This window comes from Echinicola marina (assembly GCF_020463795.1).
GTDB lineage: Bacteria > Bacteroidota > Bacteroidia > Cytophagales > Cyclobacteriaceae > Echinicola > Echinicola marina.
In genome coordinates, this window is record NZ_CP080025.1 from 274,887 (window position 1) to 298,359 (window position 23,473).

Here is a 23,473-nt window from a genome sequence, read left to right on the forward strand (position 1 = left end):
TATGAATACCCCAAGAAAAATCTTCCAGGTAACCTATTCCCTTTTCCCCTTGTAACGACATTTTTTCGTAACTTGAAACAATCGTTAATTAAACTGGGGAAAAATATGAAAGAAACAGAAAAGCATAAACACTCAGTAATTTTGAAAGAATACGGAAAAAACATTCAGAAACTGGTGGATTACATCACCACCGTTCCTGATAAGGCCAAACGTACAGAACAGTCCTATACTTTGGTAGAATTGATGAAACAGCTAAACCCACAGCTAAAAACTGAAAACGACCAAAAACTTTGGGACGACCTGTTTATCATGTCAGATTTTAAATTGGATGTAGACAGTCCATTCCCAATGCCGGAAAAGGAATTATTAGGCAAAAAGCCACAGGTAGTGGGCTACCCTGAAGGAGAAGTCAAATTCAAACATTACGGAAGGAACATTGAAAAGCTGATCGAAAAGGCCATCGAAATAGAAAACGATGAAGACCAAGAAACCGCCATCATTTATATTGGTCAGCTGATGAGAAGCTTTCATTCTACCTGGAACAGGGAAAACTTTGACGATGGCATTATCATTGATGATATCAAAACCTTATCAAAAGGCAAACTTCATATAGACCTCGAAAAGGTCAAAGAGAACTCCCTTTTTGAAACCAACACCAGAAGGGACTTTAAAACACCTTCCCAATCAAACGAGCATCCCAGCAATAATGGCGGTGGTCGCAGAAACAACAAAAGAAGAAACAACGGGGGCAACTACAAAAAACGCAGAAATTAATGTCTTCATTCCGAGTAAAAGGGGGATTAAAACTCAAAGGCGAAATCACCCCTCAAGGTGCTAAAAACGAAGCACTCCAAATTCTTTGCGCCGTTCTTTTAACCAAAGAAGACATCACCATCCACAAAATCCCAAATATCAGGGATGTCAATAAACTCATAGAGCTATTGGCAGACATGGGGGTAAAAGTCGATAAAGTTGGACCGGAAAGTTACCAATTCAATGCGGCAAATGTAGACCTAGATTACTTGGACTCTGCAAAGTTCCTTACCAAGGCATCGGCCCTAAGGGGTTCTGTAATGATTCTAGGCCCACTATTGGCCAGGTTCGGAAAAGGCAAGATTTCCAAGCCGGGAGGAGACAAAATCGGACGTAGGAGACTAGACACCCACTTCGTAGGCTTCCAAAAGCTAGGCGCCAAATTCCACTATGACGACAAACAGGAAATATATAATATAGACGGCAAAAAGCTTCAAGGAGCTTATATGCTATTGGATGAGGCTTCCGTAACCGGAACCGCCAATATCCTTATGGCTGCTGTCATGGCTGAAGGAAAAACGAGTATCTATAATGCTGCCTGCGAGCCTTACCTTCAACAATTATGTGATATGCTTAACCGTATGGGAGCTAAAATCACAGGTGTTGGCTCTAACCTTTTACATATCGAAGGTGTAAAAGAACTAGGCGGCACCGAACACACCCTTCTTCCTGATATGATTGAAATTGGATCTTTTATTGGCCTGGCTGCCATGACCCAATCAGAAATCACCATTAAAAATGCCCAAATCCATAGACTAGGGATTATCCCTGACACCTTTAAACGAATGGGCATCAAGCTGGAGTTCAGAGGTGACGACATCCATATTCCAGCACAAAAGCATTACGAGATAGAAACCTTTATCGATGGTTCCATTCTGACAGTAGCAGATGCTATTTGGCCCGGGTTTACTCCTGATCTCCTGAGTATTGTACTAGTTACAGCTACGCAAGCAAAAGGCACCGTTTTGGTACATCAAAAGATGTTTGAAAGCCGCCTGTTCTTTGTCGATAAATTGATTGACATGGGAGCACAGATCATCCTTTGCGACCCTCATAGAGCTACAGTGATTGGCTTGGATAGAAAATATCCGCTGAAAGGTATTCGGATGACATCCCCAGATATTCGAGCTGGTGTATCGCTCTTGATCGCTGCTTTATCTGCTGAAGGGACTTCTGTAATTGACAATGTAGAACAAATCGATAGAGGTTATCAATACATCGACCAAAGACTTAATGCACTGGGTGCCGATATTGTAAGAATAGATTAATGGAAAACAATTTTGAATAAATAGAAAAGGCCGAAGAATTTACCTTCGGCCTTTTGTTTGAAAAAATCAAAGTTATCTCCCTGCTAAGTTCTTATCACTGTTGTTTCTTTCAGACAAATACTCATAAAACAACCTTATCCTATCTGAAGGATAAATCTGCTTTGCCTTGATCAATTGTTTTTCGGCTGTAACTGCCTTACCTTGGTTGAAATGATGAATTGCATCATTATAGTATTGCAAACCAGCCAGCTCTTTAAGAGAAATAGAAGAATATATCGTTTTTCCTTCTTCAGTTTCAGCAGACAAACCAGCCAATTCTGACATTATCTTTTTCCTTGGATTTACTTTTGGCTTAAAAGAGGCAATATATGCCTTAACTTCTTCTTGGTCTTTTATAAATCCCTCTCTTGGCTCAGTACTTTCCAGCACATAAGTTTTATCCTGATCTTTGACTAATACAAAAACATGAAAATCGGTTTCTATGATATCATATGAAAAACCATATCTCTCTAAGAGTAGCGCATATAGGGCGGAGCCACTCACACAATCATAATCTCCTGACTGAATCATTTGATTAAAGCTACTATGCTTGGTGTAATTCTTTAACAAATATTGATGGACCTTATAAAAGACCTCTCCCAGAAACCATTCTGTGTAATTCTTTTTTTTGGCCTTTGAGTCAAGCTTGTCCAGTAATTTATCAAAACGTTCCGTATTTGGCTCCTCAGCAGCATGCAAGGCCTGAAATAACTGAATAGGCTCAGAAGAGCTCATCAGATAAGATTGCTCTTTCAGATTTTCATAAACAGACTTCTCTCCATCCCACTCTTGGGACATTCCATGAGAAACAACTAACACCAATCCTAATATTATAAACAATATCCTTTTCAACTTTCCTCCCTTCTAATGTTAACTTAATATAAACAATTTAACAATTTGTTAACATTACAACAATAACACAGCCAAAAAACTAATATTAAGTTTTTTAAACTACTTAAAACCAATCAATTAAAAATAAACATTAAGTTAACATAACAAACAAAACAGTCGTTAGCTTCCTCAAAAAAACCAAACGTATTTTCTACTATTTACAAGTAATAACAAAGAGACTCCCCGACTATTATAAAAAACGATTTTTTGATTATCTTCATGAAAACATCATTGAACTACATGATTTTGTAAATATCCAGCAGAGCAAATGCAGCTACGCAAATTTAGATTAGAGTAAACAATATAATATTTTCAAAAAATTCTAAAGATGAGCAAATATCAAATCATTATACTTAAATGCTTGGTCATTGGACTTATGTTCGTGAAGATACCTACTTCACAGGGCCAAGAAATGCCCTCCAAAAAGAAGGAACTGGAAGATGCCTATCAACAACATACACAACAAATTGCTTCTCTTAAATCAGAGTTGGCACAAATGAAGGAAAAAGTTGAAAATCTAGAAGCGGATAAGCGCAAACTAGGTTATGAAAAAGATGGCTTAATCCAAGACTTGAATTCCTTGGACTACAAAGTAGTAGACCTAAAAAAAATCCAGGATAGTCTAAGTGCAGAGCTGCTTGAAACTCAAAATCAGCTTGAGATAAATTTAGGAATTAATCAACAGCTCAAATCTTTACTTGAGACCCTTACCGCATCCCAAGCCAGTCAAGAAGACTCAGTAGCTACTAATTTCACACAAAATGAGACAACGGTCCCTCTTTATTTAGGCAGTTTTGTAGGCACCCAACCTGAATCCGTGATAAAAGACCAAGATGGGAAAGAAATGGTAATCAACGGCCAAAAAATAAAAACACCTCCTATTGGGCATACTTTTACCATCATGAGTGATAACAAGGTAATGCTGGAACAAGTCAACGAGAATGACCAGTCCATTACCAAACTTAGTGGCACCTACACCATCAAAACCGACAACGAGCAGGTGTATGAAATGGCTTGTAAACTCAAAAATGATCAGGATCTGGTACTCGACTATATGATCACAATCAACAAGCTCAGCGAGGAAATCACTTGTTCACTAAAAGACCAAGCCCCTTTTAAACTGCTGAAGAATATTCTTGTAGAAAACATTGGAGAAGTCACCTCCGAATAGCCCCTCAAAAATAAAAAACCCGGCCTAAACAGCAATGCTCAGACCGGGTTCTTTATATTTCTTAATAGCTATTACACGTAATTATTAAGCATTACAGGCATCACTAGCATCAGAATATCTTCATTTTCCCCTTTCTCACTTGGTACGATTAAGCCCGCACGGTTCGGAGCACTGAACTTCAGCGTCACCTGCTTGGCAGATATATTATTGAGCATCTCCACCAAGAACTTGGCATTGAAACCTATTTCGATATCCTCTCCTTCATGCTCACAGGATAACCTTTCATTTGCTTCGTTGGAGAAATCAAGATCCTCGGCAGAAATCTGCAACTCACTTCCTGTCAATTTCAACCTTACCTGGTGAGTAGTTTTATTAGCATAAATAGCAATCCTTTTCAGTGAACTCAAAAACTCCACCTTATCGATGATCATATCATTATTATTATCCACAGGAATTACATTCTCATAATCTGGAAAACGCTCATCGATCAATCGACAGATCATCTGAATATTTCCAAATTTGAAATAAGCATTGGAATTGTTAAACTCTACTGTAACAGGTACATTTTCTGCTGGCAAAGTAGACTTCAATAAATTAAGTGCTTTCCTTGGGATAATAATGCTGGCTGCGTCTTGAGCCGCAATATCCACTCTTCTGTAACGGATAAGACGGTGTCCGTCTGTAGCAACAAAAGTAGCATTGGTATTGCTCAAATTCACATATACACCAGTCATTGCTGGACGAAGCTCGTCATTACTTGTAGCAAAAATGGTATTATTTATAGCACTGCTCAAAACCTCAGTCGACATATCAACAGCTGTGGCATTGGTTACTGAAGGAATCTTTGGGAAATCGGTAGCATTTTCACCTGCCAATTTATAACGACCATTATCAGAGCTGATTTCAACACTATAAGTATCATGGTCAATACTGAAAGTTACTGGCTGCTCTGGAAGGTTTTTCAAGGTTTCAATCAAAATCCTTGCTGGCACAGCTATATTTCCATCTTCTTTGGCCTCTACATCGATTTCGGTCATCATAGATGTCTGCAAGTCCGATGCCGTGATGGTCAGCTTTCCTTCTTTGATTTCAAAAAGGAAGTTTTCTAAAATCGGCACAACAGGATTGGTGGTCACCACCCCATTGATTCCGGATAATTGCTTCAAAAGAGCAGAAGAAGAAACAATAAATTTCATGTGAATATGATTTAGTTTTTAATGGAAATTAATTGAAATAAGCCTTGATCATCCAAAATCCTATCGGATAGACCAAAACTTTTCAATCAAAATACCAAAGCTTTTTTATTCCAATTGGTTTTCAACAGGGTAAATTTATAAATAAAATCATAAAAGCCTGTAAGGCTCGGAGATTTCTCAAGAAAAAAATTTCACACCTATTATTTGAGACTTTCTAGCCCACAGATCACCCTCCATATCGTCTTTTTCGCATATAGACCTTAAGGAAGCCAATTAATATAATCAAGGTCACTGGCAATGCAATATTGATCAGTTGCCATTTCAACTTCTCTTCTTTTACCTTCTTCTTATCCAATGGACGAATCTTAAGCACTTTGCTCCTTGTAGCCATAATTCCATCAGGATCGATCAGGTATTTCAAACTATTCTGAAGAAAGGCCCTGTTAGCATAGCTATTATTCGTAAAAGGACTTAATCCCAAAGGCAAAGGATCCCCTGATCCCACCTCGTGCTCGCTTTGTAACCAATCACCATCCCCTATAACGATCACAGCCCCCTCTGAACTGGATGGAACAAATTCAGCATCACCTTCAAATTCATCAGGTAAAAACCGATTATTAAAAAAAGACTCAAATTGCCCCTCCAGCAAGTACGCCAGAGGCAATTGCTTTTGATTATACAAATTTAAATCCGGTTCCTTGGACATGTCCTCAAAAGCTACCCTGACTGGCTGATCCAGGGTCCTGCTATAATTCCCACTAAAAACCAAGGGGACCTTTTTAACCCCATCAGCTTTTACCGTATCCAGAGAACTGATAAACCTGAACTTCATTTGGTCCAAGCCCTTGGTAATGACATGCCTGCTTATCCGATTGGCGATCACATAAAAAGGCCAAGGCAGCGGTGCCACCTGTGGCTGATCACCAAACTCACCTGCTACGACCGGATAATAACCAAAGTTCATGTCCTGAACCAAATCCTTATTGATCCTTATACCATATTTGAACAATAACCTGTCAAGCCCTGTATCAAAACCAATGGCAACTGTGCCCTCTCCTCCGGCATCCTCCATGTTCACGCTAAGCGGATCAATGCAAAACATTAACTTACCTCCCTGCATCAGGTATTGGTCAAGCAAATAAATTTCTCTCTCTTTATAGGGCGATTTGGGACCAGCAACTATTATCGCATCAAAGCTCAAAAGATCCTTTACTCCTTTAGCCTGGCTCAAAGGGACTTTATAAACTTCATATTCCTCGGACAAAGCTTCCACAATACCGTATCCCTCATCATCCTGCAGTTCGCCATGATTAGTGATCATGGCTACCTTTTGCATATCCTCCTTGCTAAGCTTCTTGATCATATTAATCAGTTCAAACTCCAGGTTTTCCACCGACAGGTTAAGAATTTGGTCTGGCGTCATCCCTTTTTCTCCTTTAAGCAATAAGCCTCCCGTCTCATATTCTTCGTTCCGAATCACCACTCCAGGAAAAATCATTCTTGAAGTTTGAGCTCCTCCTTCCGAAGCATAGAGATTGGTAGGATTAATCCCAAATTCTGCCAGATAAACAATATAATCCGCTCTCTCTTGCTCTCCCGCTATGCTCAAAGGATCCGTTTCTTTTAAATCAATGGATACCTCACTATAATCATCAAAAGTCTTGACCATTTCCTCGATATTCTTTTGGAAACGGCGCATTCCACCGGGCAAGTCTCCATAAAGCTGCATATCCACTACCAAAGGATCCTTCAAGCCCTTAAGTACTTCCTTTGTAGATGCATGTAAAGAATACCTTTTCTCTTCTGTGAGATCTATTCTAAAAGGGAAAAACTTGTTCAAAACCCAAAAGGTACCGATCAACAACAGCACCAAGATCCCTCCCTTGGCAATCCTCTTTTTATTCATCAAGCTAAAGTTCAATTTCCCCTTACTCATTTCCTACGGACCATTAGCGTGGTAAAAACAATCAATATGACAATCCAGGTGATAAAAAAATATAAATCCCCGGAGTCTATCACTCCCCTACTCATGTTTTCGTAATGGTAACTCATGCTGAGTTCCTCTATCAAAACAACCCATGGACTGCTTCCCAAAAGGCTAGCCAAGCCCATAAATCCGAAATGAAATACAAAACACAAAAACACCCCTAATACAAAAGCTGTGATCTGGTTATCCGTCAAGGAAGAACTAAAAAGCCCTATCCCTGTAAAAACGGCCCCGATCATGATAATACCGAAAAAAGAACCAAAAAAGCCGGCACTATCAATATTTCCTACGGGAGCTCCCAATTGATAAATACTGAAATAATACAATAAACTAGGCAATAGACCAAAAACAAGCACCAAAAGACCTGCGAAATACTTGGCCAGCACCAACTGATATGGTTTCAAAGGAGAAGTCATCAGCAGCTCCCAAGTTCCCGTTTTCTTTTCCTCTGCGATCATTCTCATCGTTATGGCTGGCACCATAAAGGCAAAAATATAAGGAGTATATACAAACAGGGCTTCCAAATCAGCAAAGCCATACTCTAAAACACTGGTATCCGGGAATACCCAAACAACCATCCCCAAAGCCACCAAAAATACAGTAAGTATCAAATAACCTATGATATTATTAAAAAATGCATTGACCTCTTTATAAACCAAACTGATCATATGTCACTCTCGGTTAGTTGATGAAAAATGGTTTCCAAATTTTTTTCGACTTGGTTTAAGTTCAGAAGGGTTAGACCCTTTTCATGAATTAGCTCTATTAAAGCCTTTCGCAAATGCCCAGGTACATCAGTGGAGATTTGTATTTGACGCTCACCCAACAGCTTCATTCTATCCAAACCAGGCAATCCTATAAACCATTCCTCCTTTAAACTTTCATCTGTTTCTAAAACTAAAACGGCCTTATCCTTTTCTCCCCGTAAATTCACAAGTAAGTCCTGAGCGACCACTTTACCTTGATGAATGATCACCACTTTTTCGCACAAAGCTTCGACCTCCTGCATAATATGCGTACTCAATATTAGCGTCTTATCTTTGCTGATGGTTTTGATCAATTTCCTGATTTCTACCAACTGGTTGGGGTCCAAACCCGTTGTAGGCTCATCGAGAATGATCACCTTAGGGTCATGGACAAGTGCCTTGGCCAAGCCTACTCTTTGTCGATAACCTTTTGATAAGGCTCCAATCTTCTTATGTTGCTCTGGTATTAAACCACACGATTCAAGAACCTCTTCTATCCTATCCTTAGCTGACTTGCCTTTAAGATGATGCAAGCCAGCCATAAACCCCAAAAACTCCTTGACATACATATCCAAGTACAGCGGATTATGCTCCGGTAAATAGCCTATCAAGCGACTTGTCTGCTCGGGGCATTCTACAGATGAAATACCATCTACCAATACATCTCCTTGATCGGGCAAAATATATCCCGCTGCAATTTTCATGGTAGTGGATTTCCCCGCTCCATTGGGCCCCAAAAAACCCAGCACCTGACCAGGCCTAGCTTCAAAACTAACCTGATCAAGCGCTTTCTGCTTTTTATAAAACTTACTGAGTTGCTTTACTTGAAGCGACATTTTATCTTTTTCCTTTTGGCCTCAGTGGCCTACATTCCACATCAGCTATAAAATAATTGGGATGTGTTTCCAAAGTTTGAACCATGGTGCTGGCCACATCTTCTGGACGCATCATATTTTCATGGGCATTCATCCCCTCTATATCATCAAAGAAATTGGTTTGAACAGATCCTGGGTAGATAGTAGAAACTTTTATTCCAAAATCCCTTAATTCCATATACATGGCATGAGAAATTCCCCTAACCGCATGCTTTGTCCCACAATATCCTGCAAATTTAGCCACCCCATTTAATCCTGCAATAGAAGCCACATTAAGTATATGTCCTTCATCTTGCATTTTCATATTTGGCACCACCCTTTTGCTCACATAGAAAATGCCATGCACATTGGTATCAAACATCGCTCTCCAATCCTTACTATCCATCTCTTCCAAGTTTCCTGACACACCGAACCCTGCATTATTGACCAAAACCCTAATATCCTCACCCAGTATTCTTTTGGTTTCATTATATGCATCATCAACGGACACTTCATCAGAAACATCACAGCTGATAAAATGAAAGTTCGGATTTTCTAATCTTGGCGGGGTCCTTCCCCAGCCCGCTACATGCATACCTTTTTCTAGCAATAATTTAACTACTTCCAGACCGATCCCCCTACTGACGCCAGTGACTATGGCTCTTTTCCCTGATAATTCCATGTGTTTTTTAAACTTCTTTATATGAACAGGAATACAAATTGTTCCTTTTTTTTCGAGAATAAAACAGTTTCAAACTAAAAACTTATTAAAAGTTCTTAAATCCACTCATTTCAATAGCTTCAATTTTTTCCTACATTTAATCAAACCAATCATATGATCATGTATAGAATCCTCCTTACCTCTTTTTGTCTACTGATAAGCTCTTTCATCTTCGGTCAAAACCAACTGCATCAAAAGATTGACCAGAGCACCAAATCGATTGAATCAAAAGTGATCGATTGGCGCAGAGACATCCATCAGCATCCAGAATTGGGCAACCAAGAAACCCGGACTGCAGCCTTAGTCGCAAAACACCTTAGACAGATAGGGATAGAGGTAAAAGAAAATGTAGCGGTCACTGGTGTCGTCGGATTTTTGAAAGGTGGTCATGAAGGACCTACTGTTGCACTGAGGGCGGATATGGATGCCTTGCCGGTTACTGAAAGAAACGATTTACCATTTAAGTCTACCAAGACCACCATATATAATGATCAGGAAACAGGAATCATGCATGCTTGTGGACATGACACCCATGTAGCCATTTTAATGGGTGTAGCAGAGGTCTTGGCAGGCATGAAGGATGAACTTCACGGCAATGTCAAATTTATCTTTCAACCAGCAGAAGAAGGTGTCTTTGATCCCGGAATTGATTCCTGGGGTGCCAAACAAATGGTAGAAGAAGGCGTGATGGACGATGTAAATGCTGTTTTTGGTCTGCACATCAATTCCCAAACCGAAGTGGGCAAAATAAAATACCGATCAGGACCTGCCATGGCAGCAGTGGACAACCTCAAGCTTACCGTCAAAGGCAGACAGGCCCATGGGGCCTACCCTTGGTCATCAATTGATCCAATTGTAACCGCTGCACAAATCATCAATTCCCTGCAAACCATTATCAGCAGAAATGTAAACATCACCGAAAACCCGGCTATTGTCACCATTGGCAGTATTCATGGAGGCCTTCGCCAAAACATCATACCTGAAGAAGTAGAAATGCTTGGAACCATCAGGACCTATGGCCACGAACAGCAGGAGCTAATACACAGAAGAATTCATGAGATTGTGAGCCACACAGCACAGGCAGCTGCTGCTCAAGTCAATATTGAAATTGACAAAATTTACCCTGCCACTATCAACAACCCAGAACTTACCAAGAAAATGGTACAAACACTAAACACTGTTGCAGGTAAAGAAAACATCATTTACCATGATCCTATCACGGGAGCAGAAGATTTCAGTTATTTCCAACAAGAAGTCCCTGGTTTATTTATCTTTTTGGGTGGAATGCCCAAAGGGAAAGATCCTACAAAAGTAGCTGCCCACCATACGCCCGATTTCTTCATTGATGAGGAAAGTCTTAAACTCGGAGTAAGGGCCCTGAGTTATTTAACTGTAGATTATATGGATCAGCAATAATAAATTTAATATCAAAGAAGGCTGTCAAATTAGATGACAGCCTTCTTTGATATGTTTCGCTTAAGAAAATTTACTTTTCAAAAACCAAGGCATCTGGCTCAGCCCCTAACTCTTTCAGTCCACCCATAACGGCCTTCATAAAACCTCCAGGACCACAGACATAAAAGTGTTGGTGATCAAAATGGCCTATTTTATTTTTCAAATATTCCTTATTGATCAAGCCTTTGTCGTAAGCGGTATCCTTTTGATCAGAGATAATATTGATGAATTTATGCCCCAAAATAGCCTTCAACTCTTCATAAAGGATAATATCATCATTGGTCTTATTGGCAAAAACCAGCATACTATTCCCTATCTTATTTTTCTTTCGAAGATGCCTCAAAATAGCTATAAAAGGGGTAATTCCTGCCCCTCCAGCTATAAAAACGCCTTCGCCCTTAAAGCTGATTGTTCCCCAAGCATCTCCAATTTCCACCTCATCCCCTACTTCAGCATTTCCAAGTCTTTTGGTCACTCCTTCGTGTCCCTTATAGGACTTAATGATAAATTCCAAATAATCATCTGAAGGCAAATTGGTAAATGTAAAAGGACGCTTTTCTGCTTCCCACCCTGCTTTTAACAAACTCACCTCAGTAGCCTGGCCTGGATTAAACTGAAAGCCACGCGGTTTCTCCAACTTGAACCTGTTGACATCATGGGTCAATGGCTCTTTTTCCAAAATTTTCAATCTATAGTTCGCCATACCTTAACTTACAAAAAAGCCTGCGCTTTTTGAAATGATGATGGGACACATCTTTGAATTTTGATACGAATTAGGCTTTCAAGTATTTATATTTTATACAGTAAGTCCCTGACGATTTCGGTCATCTTTGGTTCTGCAATGGCCGCGGCTGCAATCACTTCTTGTATGGAAATTTTCTTGATATTACCAGGGGAACATAAATCCGTGATGGCTGACATAGCAAACACTGGCAAATCCATCTGCCTGGCCACTATCACCTCCGGCACCGTGCTCATACCCACTGCATCTGCACCTATTGTTCTTAAATATTTGTATTCTGCTCTGGTTTCCAAGTTAGGTCCCTGCACCCCGGCATAAACGCCTTGATGGGCATTAATTCCCCTTTCTTTGGCAATCTTTAAAGCCTCATCTATTAAATCTAAATGATAAGGTTCACTCATATCAGGAAACCTTACACCAAAATCATCCAAATTCCTCCCTCTCAGCGGATTCTCCGGAAATAGATCAATATGATCATTGATGATCATCACATCACCCACTTTAAAATCAGGTTTCAATCCTCCCGCAGCATTTGACACTATTAATTGCGCTATACCAAGTTGTTTCATCACCCTCACTGGAAAGGTGACCTCCTTCATATTATAGCCTTCGTAATAATGGAAACGACCTTTCATGATCACAAGCTCAACCCCAGACAGCTTTCCGAAAATCAACTCTCCAGCATGGGTCTCAACGGTTGAAATAGGAAAGTTGGGAATATCTGTATAGGAAATGGACTTTTCCACATCAATATGATCTATCAATTGTCCCAATCCAGTACCTAAAATCACTCCGACCTTGGGCTGCCCCGCGTATGACCCCTGGATAAAACTTACTGCTTGGCTAATTTGGTCTATATATGCTTCGGTGTTTCCTTTTTTCATGTTTTCTTGGAATTGGACAAACTACAATCTTATTTTGAGGCTAATAAATTCACATCAGAACTTTATATACCACGATATTGTATATTAAAGATCAAATTAACAAGTTTAAGACTTATTCATGATCAAAATTATTATAGGTACCAATAGAAAAAACGCGCTTTCAAAAAGCATAGGTTTACTGTACCAGGAAATTCTGAAGGAACTAGGAGTAAAATCTGAATTAATTGATCTAAGGAAGCTTCCAAACGATTTTGTCTTTACTGCCTTATATGAAAACAATGGGCGAAACCAAGATTATAATGAACTTCATGATCAAATAAAAACTGGAGACAAATTCGTATTTATCGTTCCTGAATACAATGGCTCCTTTCCCGGGATATTAAAGTCATTTATCGATGGCATGACCTATCCCAATACCTTCAGAAACAAAAAATGTGCTTTGGTGGGACTTTCCTCTGGAATAGGCGGCGGTGGCATCGCATTGAGCCACCTGACCGACATATTCAACTACCTGGGAATGCATGTCTTGGCGAGTAAACCAAAACTTGCAAAAATTGAGGAAAATATGTCTAATAACTTGCTCACCAACAAGTTTTACATAGACCTTTTAAAATCCCAGGCAGAAATGTTGATTAACTTTTAGTTAGTCAACATTATCATGTAAAAACCGGTTATTGCCCAGAATCTCATTATCATCATTCAAATTGAACTTGGAAATGTTGGTTTCTGAGCTATGTTGCACATCCTGGAGTTTTACATTTTTCCTTAAATAAGCAGGCTTATCAAGCTTCTCCTTAAATTCTTCTGGAGTTTGATTGGCAGCCCTTAGATTTTTCAATCTTTCGAAGCGCTCATGCGCACGCTGCATGGCCTTTTGCTTGATTTGCTCATAATAATCATTGGTATAAGCCGCATTGGACTGACTTGGTTCCTCATACCTTGGTGCACTTGGCTGCTCAGCTTGAGGCTCCTCGTCATACAATGGTGTCACTTTTCTAGTTTCGGCAGTAGGATTGGCTGGTACAAACTCAAATTCATCTTCTGAAGAATTTGCATTTGTCTGACGATAATCCTCTTCTGTTTCTACCTGGCTCTGAGGCTGAACTTGTGGTTTAGCCGGTTGAGCAGAAGATGCACTTGGCTCTTCATTCTTGTTATTGACGGGATTAGGCTGCTGAACAGTAAAGGTAAAGGTCTGACCAGCTGTGGCTGTAGTATCCTCAGTTACCTTGGTAGTCTTACCAGAATCCAAGTCTATTACCTTTTTGGCATTTTCCTCTTTCTCTTGCTCCTCTTTTTTTGCTTTATCGGCCTCGTCTTTTGTCAATGCCCCTGCCTGAAAGCCAGTAGCAATAACGGTTACTCGGATAGATTTCTTCAAGTCCGGATCGATACCCTGACCGAAGATCACCTCAGCATCATCACCTGCACGCTCTTGGATGTATTCAGTGATTTCACTCAATTCATCCATTGAAAGCTCTTCTTCCTCGCCTGACATGATGGACAAGAGGATCTTCTCAGCTCCCTTGATATCCACATTGTTCAACAATGGAGAAGCGATAGCTTTCTCTGCAGCCTTGATCGCTCTGCCTTCCATTTCTTCGGTAGCAGATCCCATTACAGCAGCTCCGGCATCCTTCATTACCGTTTTAACATCTTCGAAATCGACGTTTACATCCTGGTGAACAGTGATGATTTCCGCAATGGATTTAGCTGCAGTGCTCAAAACATTATCTGCTTTACCAAATGCTGAACGGATTGGCAAATTACCATAAACCTCTCTTAGCTTATCGTTAAGAATAACCAATACGGTATCACAGTTGGCCCTTAAATCCTCGATCCCCCTTTGGGCAGCGCCAGTCTTCTTACGACCTTCAAAAATAAATGGCGCAGTAACAATCCCTACTGTAAGGATATCCATATCCTTTGCGATCTTAGCAATCACTGGAGCAGCGCCTGTACCGGTACCACCACCCATACCAGCAGTGATGAAAACCATTTTGGTATTATCAGAAAGTAACTCTCTGATTTCTTCTTTACTTTCCAAAGCAGCATTTCTTCCTTTCTCAGGATTAGCGCCTGCTCCAAGTCCCTCTGTAAGGTGCGCTCCAATCTGAAGCTTTAAAGGAACTGGACTGCTTTTTAATGCCTGCGAGTCTGTATTTACTACCACAAACTCCACATCCTTTATTCCTTGGCTGAACATGTGGTTCACTGCATTGGAACCACCGCCTCCCACGCCTATCACCTTTATGATAGACTTGTGATTTTTAGGAATATCAAATTTGTAATCTTTCATGATATCTGACATTATTTCCTCAATTTTTGGTGAACTGTTATTTCTAAATTTTATTACGCTTTCTAAATCTTTCTAATCTGTATTAATAGTTGCTATCGTCCCCGATATCGTCCGTGATAAAGTCCTTCAATCTTTTTCTGATACTTCCAAAAATGTCTTTACCAGGCATTTCCATCTGTCTGCGCTCGTTTTTGCCCTCAACCGGAACAGATTGGCGCTGACGGTAATAATCCTCTCTATCGTCCAAGGCTTTGAAGCCAGCCAATACCAAACCAACTGTGGTGGCATACATCGGGCTCTTCACTTCTTCAATCTTAGATTTGCCCAAATGCTCATTTGGATAGCCAATCCTAGTGTCCAATCCAGTCATATATTCAAATAATTGACCGACACCCTGAAGCTGTGAACCACCTCCTGTAAGGACAATTCCTCCAGCCAATTTCTTATAAAGTCCACTTGCTACGATTTCAGATTGGACCATCTCAATGATCTCCTCCATTCTAGCCTCGATAATGCAAGCCAAGTTCCTTACAGAAATTTCCTTTGGAGGCCTGTTTCTTAAACCAGGAATGGATACGATCTCATTTGGATTGGCCTCCTCAGCTATGGCACGGCCAAATTTGGTTTTCAATAGCTCTGCTTGGTTTTGCATCACCATACACCCTTCCTTGATGTCGGAGGTAATGATGTTACCACCAAATGGAATCACCGCCGTATGACGGATGATATTATCATAGAATATAGCGATATCCGTAGTACCTCCTCCGATATCTACAAGACAAACACCTGCCTCTTTATCCAAATCGCTGAGGACTGAAAGCGAACTGGCAAGGGGCTCAAGAATCAGATCTTTGGAATGAAGCTCTGCCCTTTTTACACATCTGTTGATATTATTGATAGCTGTGGTCTGTGCGGTAATAATATGGAAATCTGCTTCTAGACGAGCACCTGACATACCCACTGGATCCTTGATTCCATCCTCATAATCTACCGTATAATCCTGCGGCATAACATGTATAATCGTATTGCCAGGAGGAACGACAATATTCTCCATATCATTGGAAAGACGGCGCACATCTTCGATGGTGATTTCATCATCCTTGGTATTTCGGATGATCACACCATGGTGCACAGAACTGCGGATATGCTGTCCGGCTATACCGACAATTACCTCTCTGATATCTACCTCCGCCATATCAGAAGCTTCATTAACAGCTTTCTGAATCGCATTTACGGTTTTATCAATATTGGTAACAATGCCCCGGATCACTCCATCAGACACTGCCTTGCCCATGCCCAGCACTTCCAGTTTTCCGAACTCGTTTTTGCGCCCAATGATGGCACAAATTTTCGTGGTTCCAATGTCCAGTCCTACGATTAATTTGTCAGTTTCCATAGCTATATCAATTATTCACAAATGATTTGATCCTTAAATTCCACATTTACCCTGGTATAGGCATCCCAACCTTTTTCAGGGATAATCTCCTCATAGAAGAGATTGATTTTTTTAAATTTTCTCTCAATATCAACAGGCTTTCCAAACTCAATCCGCTGTCTTCCCACCTGCTGGTACATATTTATATTTCCATTTTTATCAATTTCCAAAGAAGCAATCTGTGCACTCCAAAATTCATTTTGATCTATAAAGTTGATCAGATCCAAAAGTCCCTGGTGCTCTTTGGTTAAATCTTTGGCCGCCAACAACTCATTTGCCATAGCCCCATTTATAATCAATACCCTTGAGGTATAATGTGTAGACGTTGGCAAAATCAACCCCTCAGAAGATATATATCCATCTGCAGCCAAAGACCTCGTAATCCTCGCCATTGGCCTATATTGATCCACTGTCACCAATACTTCCCCTTTCAGGTCAGTGTATACTTCTGCATTTTTTACAAATGGATGACTCTCCACCTTTTCTTCCAAGTTTCTCAAAGCGATGCTCTCCAGTTTCGCTCCATCTGTAAGCATAGGAAACTCTTTCAATAACATGGAAGATATCTCTTCCTCCTCCACAAAATAAACATCACTTATTCCTTTCACCTTTACGGACAATCCATGGTAACTTCTCTCCGCACCTTTCTTTTCCACAAAGCCTATGAATACCAACAAGACCAACAACAAGGCCGTGAAGACAAATGATTGCTTTATTTTTACTCCCTTCAATCCCATGATGCTATCATATTATTGATTGGATCCACTAGTCTATCAATATCGCCTGCCCCCAAGGTCACCAAGACCTCCGGCCGCTTCTGATCCAAAAAGTCCATCAAGCCTTCTTTGCTTTGAAGGGACTTTTCAGCCGAATTGATTTTATCCATTAACATGGCTGCATTCACTCCTTCTATTGGGAGTTCTCTCGCTGGATATATATCCAACAATATCACTTCATCAGCTATAGATAGGGCTTCAGAAAAACCATCAGCAAAATCCCTAGTCCTGGTAAACAGGTGTGGTTGGAATATGGCTGTCAATTTCTTTTCTGGATACATGGCCTTCACCGATCCCAAAAAAGCTTTGATCTCTTCTGGATGATGGGCATAGTCATCGATATAAACACCTTTATCATCTTGACGTTTTATCTCAAAGCGTCTCTTGACACCCCGAAAACTTTCCAACCCCTCTCTGATGGCCTTTTCTTCAATGCCAAAATGCAGGGCAATGGTTACCGCAGAAAGGGCATTTTCCACATTATGGAAGCCCGGCACCTTCAATACCAAATCCTTGATCACCTTCTCGGTAGAGATATAGTCAAACTCAAATGAAGCAATACCTGCCTTGATATTCTCCGCCCTGATCGCTCCTTCTCCAAGTCCATACTCAAGCACTGTCAAACTGCCAAAATCATTCCTATTCAGCTTTTTTAGGGCATTTTTTTGAATAATTAATACACCGTCCTCAGGAAGCAAACCGATATATTTTTCAAAATTTCTGGTAAGCTCCTGAGCGTCACCATAAATATCCAAATGGTCTGCGTCCACACTGGTGACCACCGCCACATTGGGGTGAAGCCTCAGGAAAGAACGATCAAATTCATCAGCTTCCACAACTACAACAGGCTTTTCCTCTGTTTCCTCATCATGTAGAATAAGGTTACTCTCGTAATTCTGGGTCAAGCCTCCCAAAAAGGCTGCAATATTCTTTCCAGCACTCTTCAGCATATGGGCCACCATAGAAGAAGTAGTTGTCTTACCATGGGTTCCTGCCACCCCAACGGTATACATGGAATGGGTAATCATACCCAAAACCTCTGAGCGCTTTTTAAGATCATAGTCTCCACTTTGGAAAAACTGCAACTGCACATTATCCTTAGGAATGGCTGGTGTCCACACGATCAATACATTTTCCTTGTCAGATTTAATCTGATCTGGAATGGTATCCAAACTGTCCTCATAGGTGATCATCATCCCCTCTACTTCCAATTTCCTCGTCAAAGGTGATGGCGTACGGTCATAACCAAACACGGGTATCCCGACATGTTTAAACCATCTTGCAATGGCACTCATGCCAATGCCTCCGATTCCTAAGAAATACACGCTATGTAGTTTATCCAACTTCATTTGATCAATGCTTCCAATTCATTTACTATCTCAAGGGCTGCCTCAGGCTTGCCCATTTTCTTTATGTTTTGTCCTAGCTTTTCTTGCAAAGACTTATTATACATGATTTCATCCACCTTACCTGCAAGGCCAGAAACTGCTTCATCATCTCCAAGCATCAAGGCGGCCTCCTGCCTCACGCAGGCTAGGGCATTTTTGGTTTGGTGATCCTCAGCCACATTAGGAGAAGGAATAAAGATCACCGGCTTCCCTACCAAGCTCAGCTCTGATACAGAGAGAGCTCCTGCCCGTGAAATGACCATATCTGCAGCAGCATAAGCCAGGTCCATTTCCCTGATAAATTCCAAAGCGTGGATACTGTTCAGTCCAGCTTCTTTTAACTTCCCTGCCATTTCTTCAAAATAGAACTTCCCTGTCTGCCACAGAAGCTGATAGCCATTCTTCTCAAAATGCGCCATAGCAGCCAAAACAGCATTATTGATGGTTCTTGCACCAAGACTTCCACCTAAAACCAATATCACCGGCTTTGCGGGATATAGTCCAAAATGTGCAATCGCCTTTTCCTTTTTATCTGAAAGGTTTAGAATATCTTTCCTCACAGGATTGCCTGTAAAGTGAATCCTATCCGCTGGAAAGAACTTATCCATTTCATCATAGGCCACACAAAAGGCCTTTGCCTTTTTGGCCAACAACTTATTTGTTAGACCTGCATAGGAGTTTTGTTCCTGTATCAAAGTAGGAATGCCTTTGCCTTGGGCCACATATAATAAAGGTCCACTGGCATAACCACCCACACCCACTACAGCATGAGGTTGAAAATGCTTGATCAGTTTCTTAGCTTTATTGATACTGTCCCAAAGCTTAAAGGGGAAGCTCAAGTTCTCAAGGGTCAACCTTCTTTGAAGCCCTGCCACCGGCAAACCTTCAATTGCATATCCCGCTTCCGGAACCTTCTGCATTTCCATTTTCCCTTCTGCCCCAACAAAAAGGATTTCACTGTCAGGATGTTTTTCACTCCAGGCATTAGCAATGGCTATGGCCGGATAGATATGTCCTCCGGTGCCTCCTCCACTGATCATGATGCGATATGTCTCCTTCTCTTTGATAAGCTACGCTATTTATTGTGCCATTTGCATGGCGTTCTTTCTAACTGCATTGGCATCACCCGCAAAACCATCTTCCTGGTCTCCACGGCTAACACTTAAAATAATTCCCAAAGAAATCCCTGTGAACAATAAAGAGGTTCCTCCCATACTGAGCAAAGGCAATGGTTGACCCGTAATTGGTCCCAAACCTACTGCAACTGCCATATTTACCATCGCTTGTATCACCAGCGCAAAACTCAAACCTGCCGAAAGCAAGCCCCCAAATGGCCGGTTAGAAATTGCCACTACCCGCATCCCCCTATAGAGCAATGCCAAGTAAAGGAACAATACTACCCCTCCTCCGATCATACCATATTCTTCTATGATAATGGCATAGATAAAGTCAGAGTAAGGGTGTGGCAAAGAGTTTCTCTGCTCACTATTTCCTGGGCCCTTACCAGCAATCCCACCAGTGGCAATGGCCATATAGGACTGCTGTGCCTGATAAGGAATTTCATCTTCAGACATGAAATTTTCTATCCTAGAGAAGAATGTCCCTCCCCGTTGTCCCAAGAAAATGGCCGAAGTAAGCGCAAGGAAGCCAATTAGGCAAACCGCTATCAAAAACTTCACAGGAACCCTACCGATAAACATCAAAAGCAAACAGGTGCAAAGCAGCATCACTGCAGTGGACATATTCGCCAATCCGATGAGCATACAAATCATCCCTATCCAGATCATTACCGGAATAAAGGTCCGCTTAAAGTCCTGAATGTTCTTTTGCCGCTTAGCCAACATCCCCGCCACCGCTGCAATCAAGGCCAACTTGGCCAAATCAGAAGGCTGGAATGCTTGGTTGATCAAAGGAATGGTCAACCATCTATTAGCATCATTTACATTGGAACCAAATAAATAAGTAAAAGCCAAAAGCGGAACAGATACCCATAAGGCCATCAAACTCAACTTGGAATAATACTTATAAGGCAGCTTATGCGCTCCCCACATCACCACCAAACTCAATAGCACCAACAGCGAATGCTTGATCAAATAAGCCTCCGTATTACCACCCATTCTACGATAAGCCAAAGTTCCTGTAGCGGAATAAACCACCAGGATACTGACGATGGAAAGGACCATCACAATCCCCCATATGATGGGATCACCCTTTAAGTTCTTATCGATCCAAGTCTTGACAGCTGCCATAATTTATTGCTTCAACTTCTTTACTGCTTCTCTAAATTGATCCCCCCTGTCCTCATAGTTTTTGAACAAGTCAAAACTTGCACAGGCCGGTGACAACAAAACCACATCCCCGGATTTTCCCTTCTCATATCCCCATCTCACCGCTTCTGTGATATCCTGCGTTTCCAAAATTTCTGGAACCACTCCTGCAAAAGCCTTCTTAAGCTTTTCGTTATCTTTTCCCAGACAGATCAAAGTCCTTACATGCCCCCTCACTTCTGTCATGGTTGTTTCATACTCATTGCCCTTGTCCACTCCTCCGGCAATCCAAATCAATGGCTCCTTGAAAGCGGCCAAGGCATAAATGGTTGCATCCACATTGGTCCCCTTGCTATCATTCACGAATACCACGCCATCAATCTCAGCCACCTGTTCCATCCTGTGAGGGGCATTCTTAAAATCAGCCAAGCCTTCCCTGATAGCTGATTCCTGTACTCCCGCCAATAATGCTGCATTCGCCGCACACATCACATTCAGCATATTATGTGTTCCCTTAAGTGACATTTCACTTAAAGGAAATGAGATCATATGCTCATCATGATTGATCTTAACCTCTGTACCATTGAAAAAACTACCATCCTTCACAATCTTTTCCAGTGATACTTCATGTACCTTCGGCTTCACGATCAAATCCGATAATCCTTTCCAGATATTACTGTCCTCACTGAAATAAATAAAGTCACCTTCATCATCCATCTGCTTCAAGAGATTCAGTTTGGAATGAATATATTTCTCCAATTTATACTCATACCGGTCTAAATGATCAGGAGTAATATTCGTTAGCACAGCAACCCTGGGCTTGAGGGTCTTGAACCCATCTATCTGAAAACTACTTACCTCAAGTACCCACCAGTCATGATCCTCTTCAACCAGCTGAGCCGCCCAGCTTTTTCCTACATTACCCCCCATTCCTACATCAAGCCCTCCTTTCTTCATCAGGTGATAGGTCAAAAGCGTTGTAGTGGTTTTTCCATTGGTGCCCGTAATCGCAATCACCTTTCCCCTAGAAAAACCATAGGCAAACTCCAATTCATCAATCACAGGAATACCTCTTTCCAAAGCCGCATTGACTATAGTATTGCCAAAGGGAATCCCAGGACTTTTAATAATTTCACCCTGACTTAAAATACGTTCCCCACTATGCTGTCCTTCTTCGTAGGCGATCCCTGCCTCCTCTAATCGCTGCTTTCTTTCAGCATTTATTTTGCCTCCGTCTGAGACAAATACATCATAGCCGTTCTTCTTGGCCAGCAATGCTGCACCAATCCCACTTTCTCCTGCTCCCAGTATGGCTATTTTTTTCATTAGTTATCTTAATTTTAAAGTGGCCAATGTGATAATCGCCAATAAAATCCCCACAATCCAAAAACGGGTTACGATCTTGGATTCAGGAATTCCGCCTTTTTGGTAATGATGATGTAAAGGGGACATCCTGAAAATCCTCCTACCTTCACCATATTTTCTTTTGGTATATTTGAAATAGGCCACTTGAATGATTACCGACAAGTTCTCTATTACAAAAATCCCGCATAACACTGGGATCAAAAGCTCCTTTCTCAATACCAGGCAAAGCACAGCTATCACACCTCCCAGCATCAAACTACCCGTATCTCCCATAAACACTTGGGCAGGATAGGAATTGTACCACAGAAAGCCCACACATGCCCCTAAAAAAGCCGCGCAGAAAATCACCAACTCACCTGAATTGGGGATAAACATGATATTGAGGTACTGTGAGAATATCGCATTACCACTGAGATAAGCAAAAATCGCAATAGCCAAGCCTATAATGGCCGAAGTACCAGCTGCCAATCCATCAATCCCATCTGTTATATTGGCCCCGTTTGACACTGCGGTAACGACAAATATCACCAACAATGTGTACAAAACAGGCGTAACCCCATCCCCAAGAAAACCGAAGAAATTCTCATAATTGAGTTCGTTGTTCTTCATAAATGGAATGGTAGTTTTCATCACCTTTACATCCTTATATGCTGGAGTCTCTACCACGCCTTCTTCTATAGAAACCGGCGTCTGGAACTCCCTGACGACCACATCTTCATGGTAAAAAAGGGTAATGGCTACGATAATCCCTATCCCCACTTGGCCTATAATCTTGAATTTACCGGCAAGTCCTTCTTTATTCTTCCTGAATACTTTGATATAGTCATCCAAAAAGCCTATTCCTCCAAGCCACACTACTGTGACCAAAAGAAGAAGAATATAAATATTGTAAACATCAGCGAACAAAAGCGTTGGGATTATTATAGCCGCTATCATCATCAAACCTCCCATGGTAGGCGTTCCCTTTTTCTCTGATTGTCCGGCTAAGCCTAGGTCCCTTACTGTTTCTCCAATTTGTTTTTTCCTAATCCAATTGATAATACTTTTACCAAAAGTGATCGTAATAATCAAAGACAGCATAGCTGATAAGCCCGCTCGGAAGGAAATGTACCTGAACAAACCCGAACCAGGAAAATCAAAATTACTGTCGATATAGTCGAAAAGATGGTAAAGCAT

At 41.1% G+C, this 23,473-nt stretch carries 21 protein-coding genes; 5 read left to right on the forward strand and 16 right to left on the reverse strand.

Annotated elements, in window-relative coordinates; translation table 11 throughout:
• The first annotated feature begins 105 nt into the window (after positions 1-105).
• Together KZP23_RS01375 and murA are read left to right on the forward strand one after the other, a co-directional pair.
• Positions 106-774, forward strand: coding sequence for a DUF4290 domain-containing protein (locus KZP23_RS01375; RefSeq protein ID WP_226334369.1), 669 nt, complete (start codon positions 106-108; stop codon positions 772-774).
• The gene (murA, locus tag KZP23_RS01380) at positions 774-2,081 is read left to right on the forward strand and encodes a UDP-N-acetylglucosamine 1-carboxyvinyltransferase (RefSeq protein ID WP_226334370.1); all 1,308 of its coding nucleotides are present in this window, start codon (positions 774-776) and stop codon (positions 2,079-2,081) included. The genes KZP23_RS01375 and murA overlap by 1 nt, the downstream gene beginning before the upstream one ends.
• Positions 2,082-2,153: 72 nt before the next feature.
• Here murA and KZP23_RS01385 read toward each other — a convergent pair whose 3' ends face one another.
• A complete protein-coding gene (locus KZP23_RS01385; protein ID WP_226334371.1) occupies positions 2,154-2,972 on the reverse strand; it encodes a hypothetical protein in 819 nt (272 codons plus the stop codon).
• Positions 2,973-3,339: 367 nt separating this feature from the next.
• On the opposite strand from KZP23_RS01385, the gene KZP23_RS01390 reads away from it, so the two are divergent.
• Positions 3,340-4,182, forward strand: coding sequence for a hypothetical protein (locus KZP23_RS01390; RefSeq protein WP_226334372.1), 843 nt, complete (start codon positions 3,340-3,342; stop codon positions 4,180-4,182).
• 71 nt (positions 4,183-4,253) lie between these two features.
• Here KZP23_RS01390 and dnaN read toward each other — a convergent pair whose 3' ends face one another.
• From dnaN to KZP23_RS01415, 5 genes are all read right to left on the reverse strand, one after another.
• Positions 4,254-5,378, reverse strand: a complete 1,125-nt coding sequence (gene dnaN, locus KZP23_RS01395; protein ID WP_226334373.1) for a DNA polymerase III subunit beta — start codon at positions 5,376-5,378, stop codon at positions 4,254-4,256.
• A gap of 226 nt (positions 5,379-5,604) precedes the next feature.
• On the reverse strand, positions 5,605-7,284 hold the full coding sequence (gldG, locus tag KZP23_RS01400; RefSeq protein ID WP_226334374.1) for a gliding motility-associated ABC transporter substrate-binding protein GldG: 1,680 nt from the start codon (positions 7,282-7,284) through the stop codon (positions 5,605-5,607).
• A 26-nt stretch (positions 7,285-7,310) separates the two neighbouring features.
• Positions 7,311-8,033, reverse strand: coding sequence for a gliding motility-associated ABC transporter permease subunit GldF (gene gldF / locus KZP23_RS01405; protein ID WP_226334375.1), 723 nt, complete (start codon positions 8,031-8,033; stop codon positions 7,311-7,313).
• Positions 8,030-8,947, reverse strand: coding sequence for a gliding motility-associated ABC transporter ATP-binding subunit GldA (gene gldA / locus KZP23_RS01410; RefSeq protein ID WP_226334376.1), 918 nt, complete (start codon positions 8,945-8,947; stop codon positions 8,030-8,032). The genes gldF and gldA overlap by 4 nt, the downstream gene beginning before the upstream one ends.
• Before the next feature lies 1 nt (position 8,948).
• Positions 8,949-9,647 (reverse strand): SDR family oxidoreductase, encoded by a 699-nt coding sequence (locus KZP23_RS01415; protein ID WP_226334377.1) that lies wholly within the window; start codon positions 9,645-9,647, stop codon positions 8,949-8,951.
• Positions 9,648-9,806: 159 nt separating this feature from the next.
• Here KZP23_RS01415 and KZP23_RS01420 point away from each other — a divergent pair, with 159 nt between their 5' ends.
• Positions 9,807-11,102 (forward strand): amidohydrolase, encoded by a 1,296-nt coding sequence (locus KZP23_RS01420; RefSeq protein WP_226336460.1) that lies wholly within the window; start codon positions 9,807-9,809, stop codon positions 11,100-11,102.
• A gap of 70 nt (positions 11,103-11,172) precedes the next feature.
• On the opposite strand, the gene KZP23_RS01425 is transcribed toward KZP23_RS01420, so the two are convergent.
• Positions 11,173-11,844, reverse strand: coding sequence for an FAD-binding oxidoreductase (locus KZP23_RS01425; protein WP_226334378.1), 672 nt, complete (start codon positions 11,842-11,844; stop codon positions 11,173-11,175).
• Positions 11,845-11,930: 86 nt separating this feature from the next.
• The gene (locus KZP23_RS01430) at positions 11,931-12,767 is read right to left on the reverse strand and encodes a purine-nucleoside phosphorylase (RefSeq protein WP_226334379.1); all 837 of its coding nucleotides are present in this window, start codon (positions 12,765-12,767) and stop codon (positions 11,931-11,933) included.
• A gap of 118 nt (positions 12,768-12,885) precedes the next feature.
• On the opposite strand from KZP23_RS01430, the gene KZP23_RS01435 reads away from it, so the two are divergent.
• Positions 12,886-13,410: an NADPH-dependent FMN reductase gene (locus KZP23_RS01435; RefSeq protein WP_226334380.1), complete on the forward strand. Its 525-nt coding sequence runs from the start codon at positions 12,886-12,888 to the stop codon at positions 13,408-13,410.
• On the opposite strand, the gene ftsZ is transcribed toward KZP23_RS01435, so the two are convergent.
• The 8 genes from ftsZ to mraY form a co-directional block, all read right to left on the reverse strand.
• Complete coding sequence (ftsZ, locus tag KZP23_RS01440; RefSeq protein ID WP_226334381.1) at positions 13,411-15,066, reverse strand: cell division protein FtsZ; 1,656 nt, start codon at positions 15,064-15,066, stop codon at positions 13,411-13,413.
• 82 nt (positions 15,067-15,148) lie between these two features.
• Positions 15,149-16,462 carry a cell division protein FtsA gene (gene ftsA, locus KZP23_RS01445; protein WP_226334382.1) on the reverse strand — a complete coding sequence of 438 codons (1,314 nt, stop codon included), beginning with the start codon at positions 16,460-16,462 and terminating at the stop codon, positions 15,149-15,151.
• Positions 16,463-16,473: 11 nt separating this feature from the next.
• The gene (locus tag KZP23_RS01450; RefSeq protein ID WP_226334383.1) at positions 16,474-17,238 is read right to left on the reverse strand and encodes a cell division protein FtsQ/DivIB; all 765 of its coding nucleotides are present in this window, start codon (positions 17,236-17,238) and stop codon (positions 16,474-16,476) included.
• Positions 17,229-18,626, reverse strand: a complete 1,398-nt coding sequence (gene murC / locus KZP23_RS01455) for a UDP-N-acetylmuramate--L-alanine ligase (RefSeq protein WP_226334384.1) — start codon at positions 18,624-18,626, stop codon at positions 17,229-17,231. Before murC ends, KZP23_RS01450 begins: the two co-directional genes overlap by 10 nt.
• Entirely contained in the window at positions 18,623-19,732 is a 1,110-nt protein-coding gene (murG, locus tag KZP23_RS01460) for an undecaprenyldiphospho-muramoylpentapeptide beta-N-acetylglucosaminyltransferase (protein ID WP_226336461.1), read from the reverse strand. Before murG ends, murC begins: the two co-directional genes overlap by 4 nt.
• A gap of 12 nt (positions 19,733-19,744) precedes the next feature.
• Positions 19,745-20,914 carry an FtsW/RodA/SpoVE family cell cycle protein gene (locus tag KZP23_RS01465; protein WP_226334385.1) on the reverse strand — a complete coding sequence of 390 codons (1,170 nt, stop codon included), beginning with the start codon at positions 20,912-20,914 and terminating at the stop codon, positions 19,745-19,747.
• Positions 20,915-20,917: 3 nt separating this feature from the next.
• Positions 20,918-22,258 (reverse strand): UDP-N-acetylmuramoyl-L-alanine--D-glutamate ligase, encoded by a 1,341-nt coding sequence (gene murD / locus KZP23_RS01470; protein ID WP_226334386.1) that lies wholly within the window; start codon positions 22,256-22,258, stop codon positions 20,918-20,920.
• A gap of 3 nt (positions 22,259-22,261) precedes the next feature.
• A complete protein-coding gene (gene mraY, locus KZP23_RS01475; protein ID WP_226334387.1) occupies positions 22,262-23,473 on the reverse strand; it encodes a phospho-N-acetylmuramoyl-pentapeptide-transferase in 1,212 nt (403 codons plus the stop codon).

Coding starts and splice junctions, on each gene's coding strand:
- KZP23_RS01415 (WP_226334377.1), bottom strand. CDS start 9,647: ATGGAATTATCAGGGAAAAGAGCCATAGTCACTGGCGTCAGTAGGGGG.
- gldA (WP_226334376.1), bottom strand. CDS start 8,947: ATGTCGCTTCAAGTAAAGCAACTCAGTAAGTTTTATAAAAAGCAGAAA.
- murC (WP_226334384.1), bottom strand. CDS start 18,626: ATGAAGTTGGATAAACTACATAGCGTGTATTTCTTAGGAATCGGAGGC.
- ftsZ (WP_226334381.1), bottom strand. CDS start 15,066: ATGAAAGATTACAAATTTGATATTCCTAAAAATCACAAGTCTATCATA.
- KZP23_RS01430 (WP_226334379.1), bottom strand. CDS start 12,767: ATGAAAAAAGGAAACACCGAAGCATATATAGACCAAATTAGCCAAGCA.
- KZP23_RS01435 (WP_226334380.1), top strand. CDS start 12,886: ATGATCAAAATTATTATAGGTACCAATAGAAAAAACGCGCTTTCAAAA.
- murD (WP_226334386.1), bottom strand. CDS start 22,258: ATGAAAAAAATAGCCATACTGGGAGCAGGAGAAAGTGGGATTGGTGCA.
- ftsA (WP_226334382.1), bottom strand. CDS start 16,462: ATGGAAACTGACAAATTAATCGTAGGACTGGACATTGGAACCACGAAA.
- KZP23_RS01420 (WP_226336460.1), top strand. CDS start 9,807: ATGTATAGAATCCTCCTTACCTCTTTTTGTCTACTGATAAGCTCTTTC.
- KZP23_RS01390 (WP_226334372.1), top strand. CDS start 3,340: ATGAGCAAATATCAAATCATTATACTTAAATGCTTGGTCATTGGACTT.
- gldF (WP_226334375.1), bottom strand. CDS start 8,033: ATGATCAGTTTGGTTTATAAAGAGGTCAATGCATTTTTTAATAATATC.
- dnaN (WP_226334373.1), bottom strand. CDS start 5,378: ATGAAATTTATTGTTTCTTCTTCTGCTCTTTTGAAGCAATTATCCGGA.
- KZP23_RS01375 (WP_226334369.1), top strand. CDS start 106: ATGAAAGAAACAGAAAAGCATAAACACTCAGTAATTTTGAAAGAATAC.
- KZP23_RS01450 (WP_226334383.1), bottom strand. CDS start 17,238: ATGGGATTGAAGGGAGTAAAAATAAAGCAATCATTTGTCTTCACGGCC.
- murA (WP_226334370.1), top strand. CDS start 774: ATGTCTTCATTCCGAGTAAAAGGGGGATTAAAACTCAAAGGCGAAATC.
- KZP23_RS01425 (WP_226334378.1), bottom strand. CDS start 11,844: ATGGCGAACTATAGATTGAAAATTTTGGAAAAAGAGCCATTGACCCAT.
- gldG (WP_226334374.1), bottom strand. CDS start 7,284: ATGAATAAAAAGAGGATTGCCAAGGGAGGGATCTTGGTGCTGTTGTTG.
- mraY (WP_226334387.1), bottom strand. CDS start 23,473: ATGCTTTACCATCTTTTCGACTATATCGACAGTAATTTTGATTTTCCT.
- KZP23_RS01465 (WP_226334385.1), bottom strand. CDS start 20,914: ATGGCAGCTGTCAAGACTTGGATCGATAAGAACTTAAAGGGTGATCCC.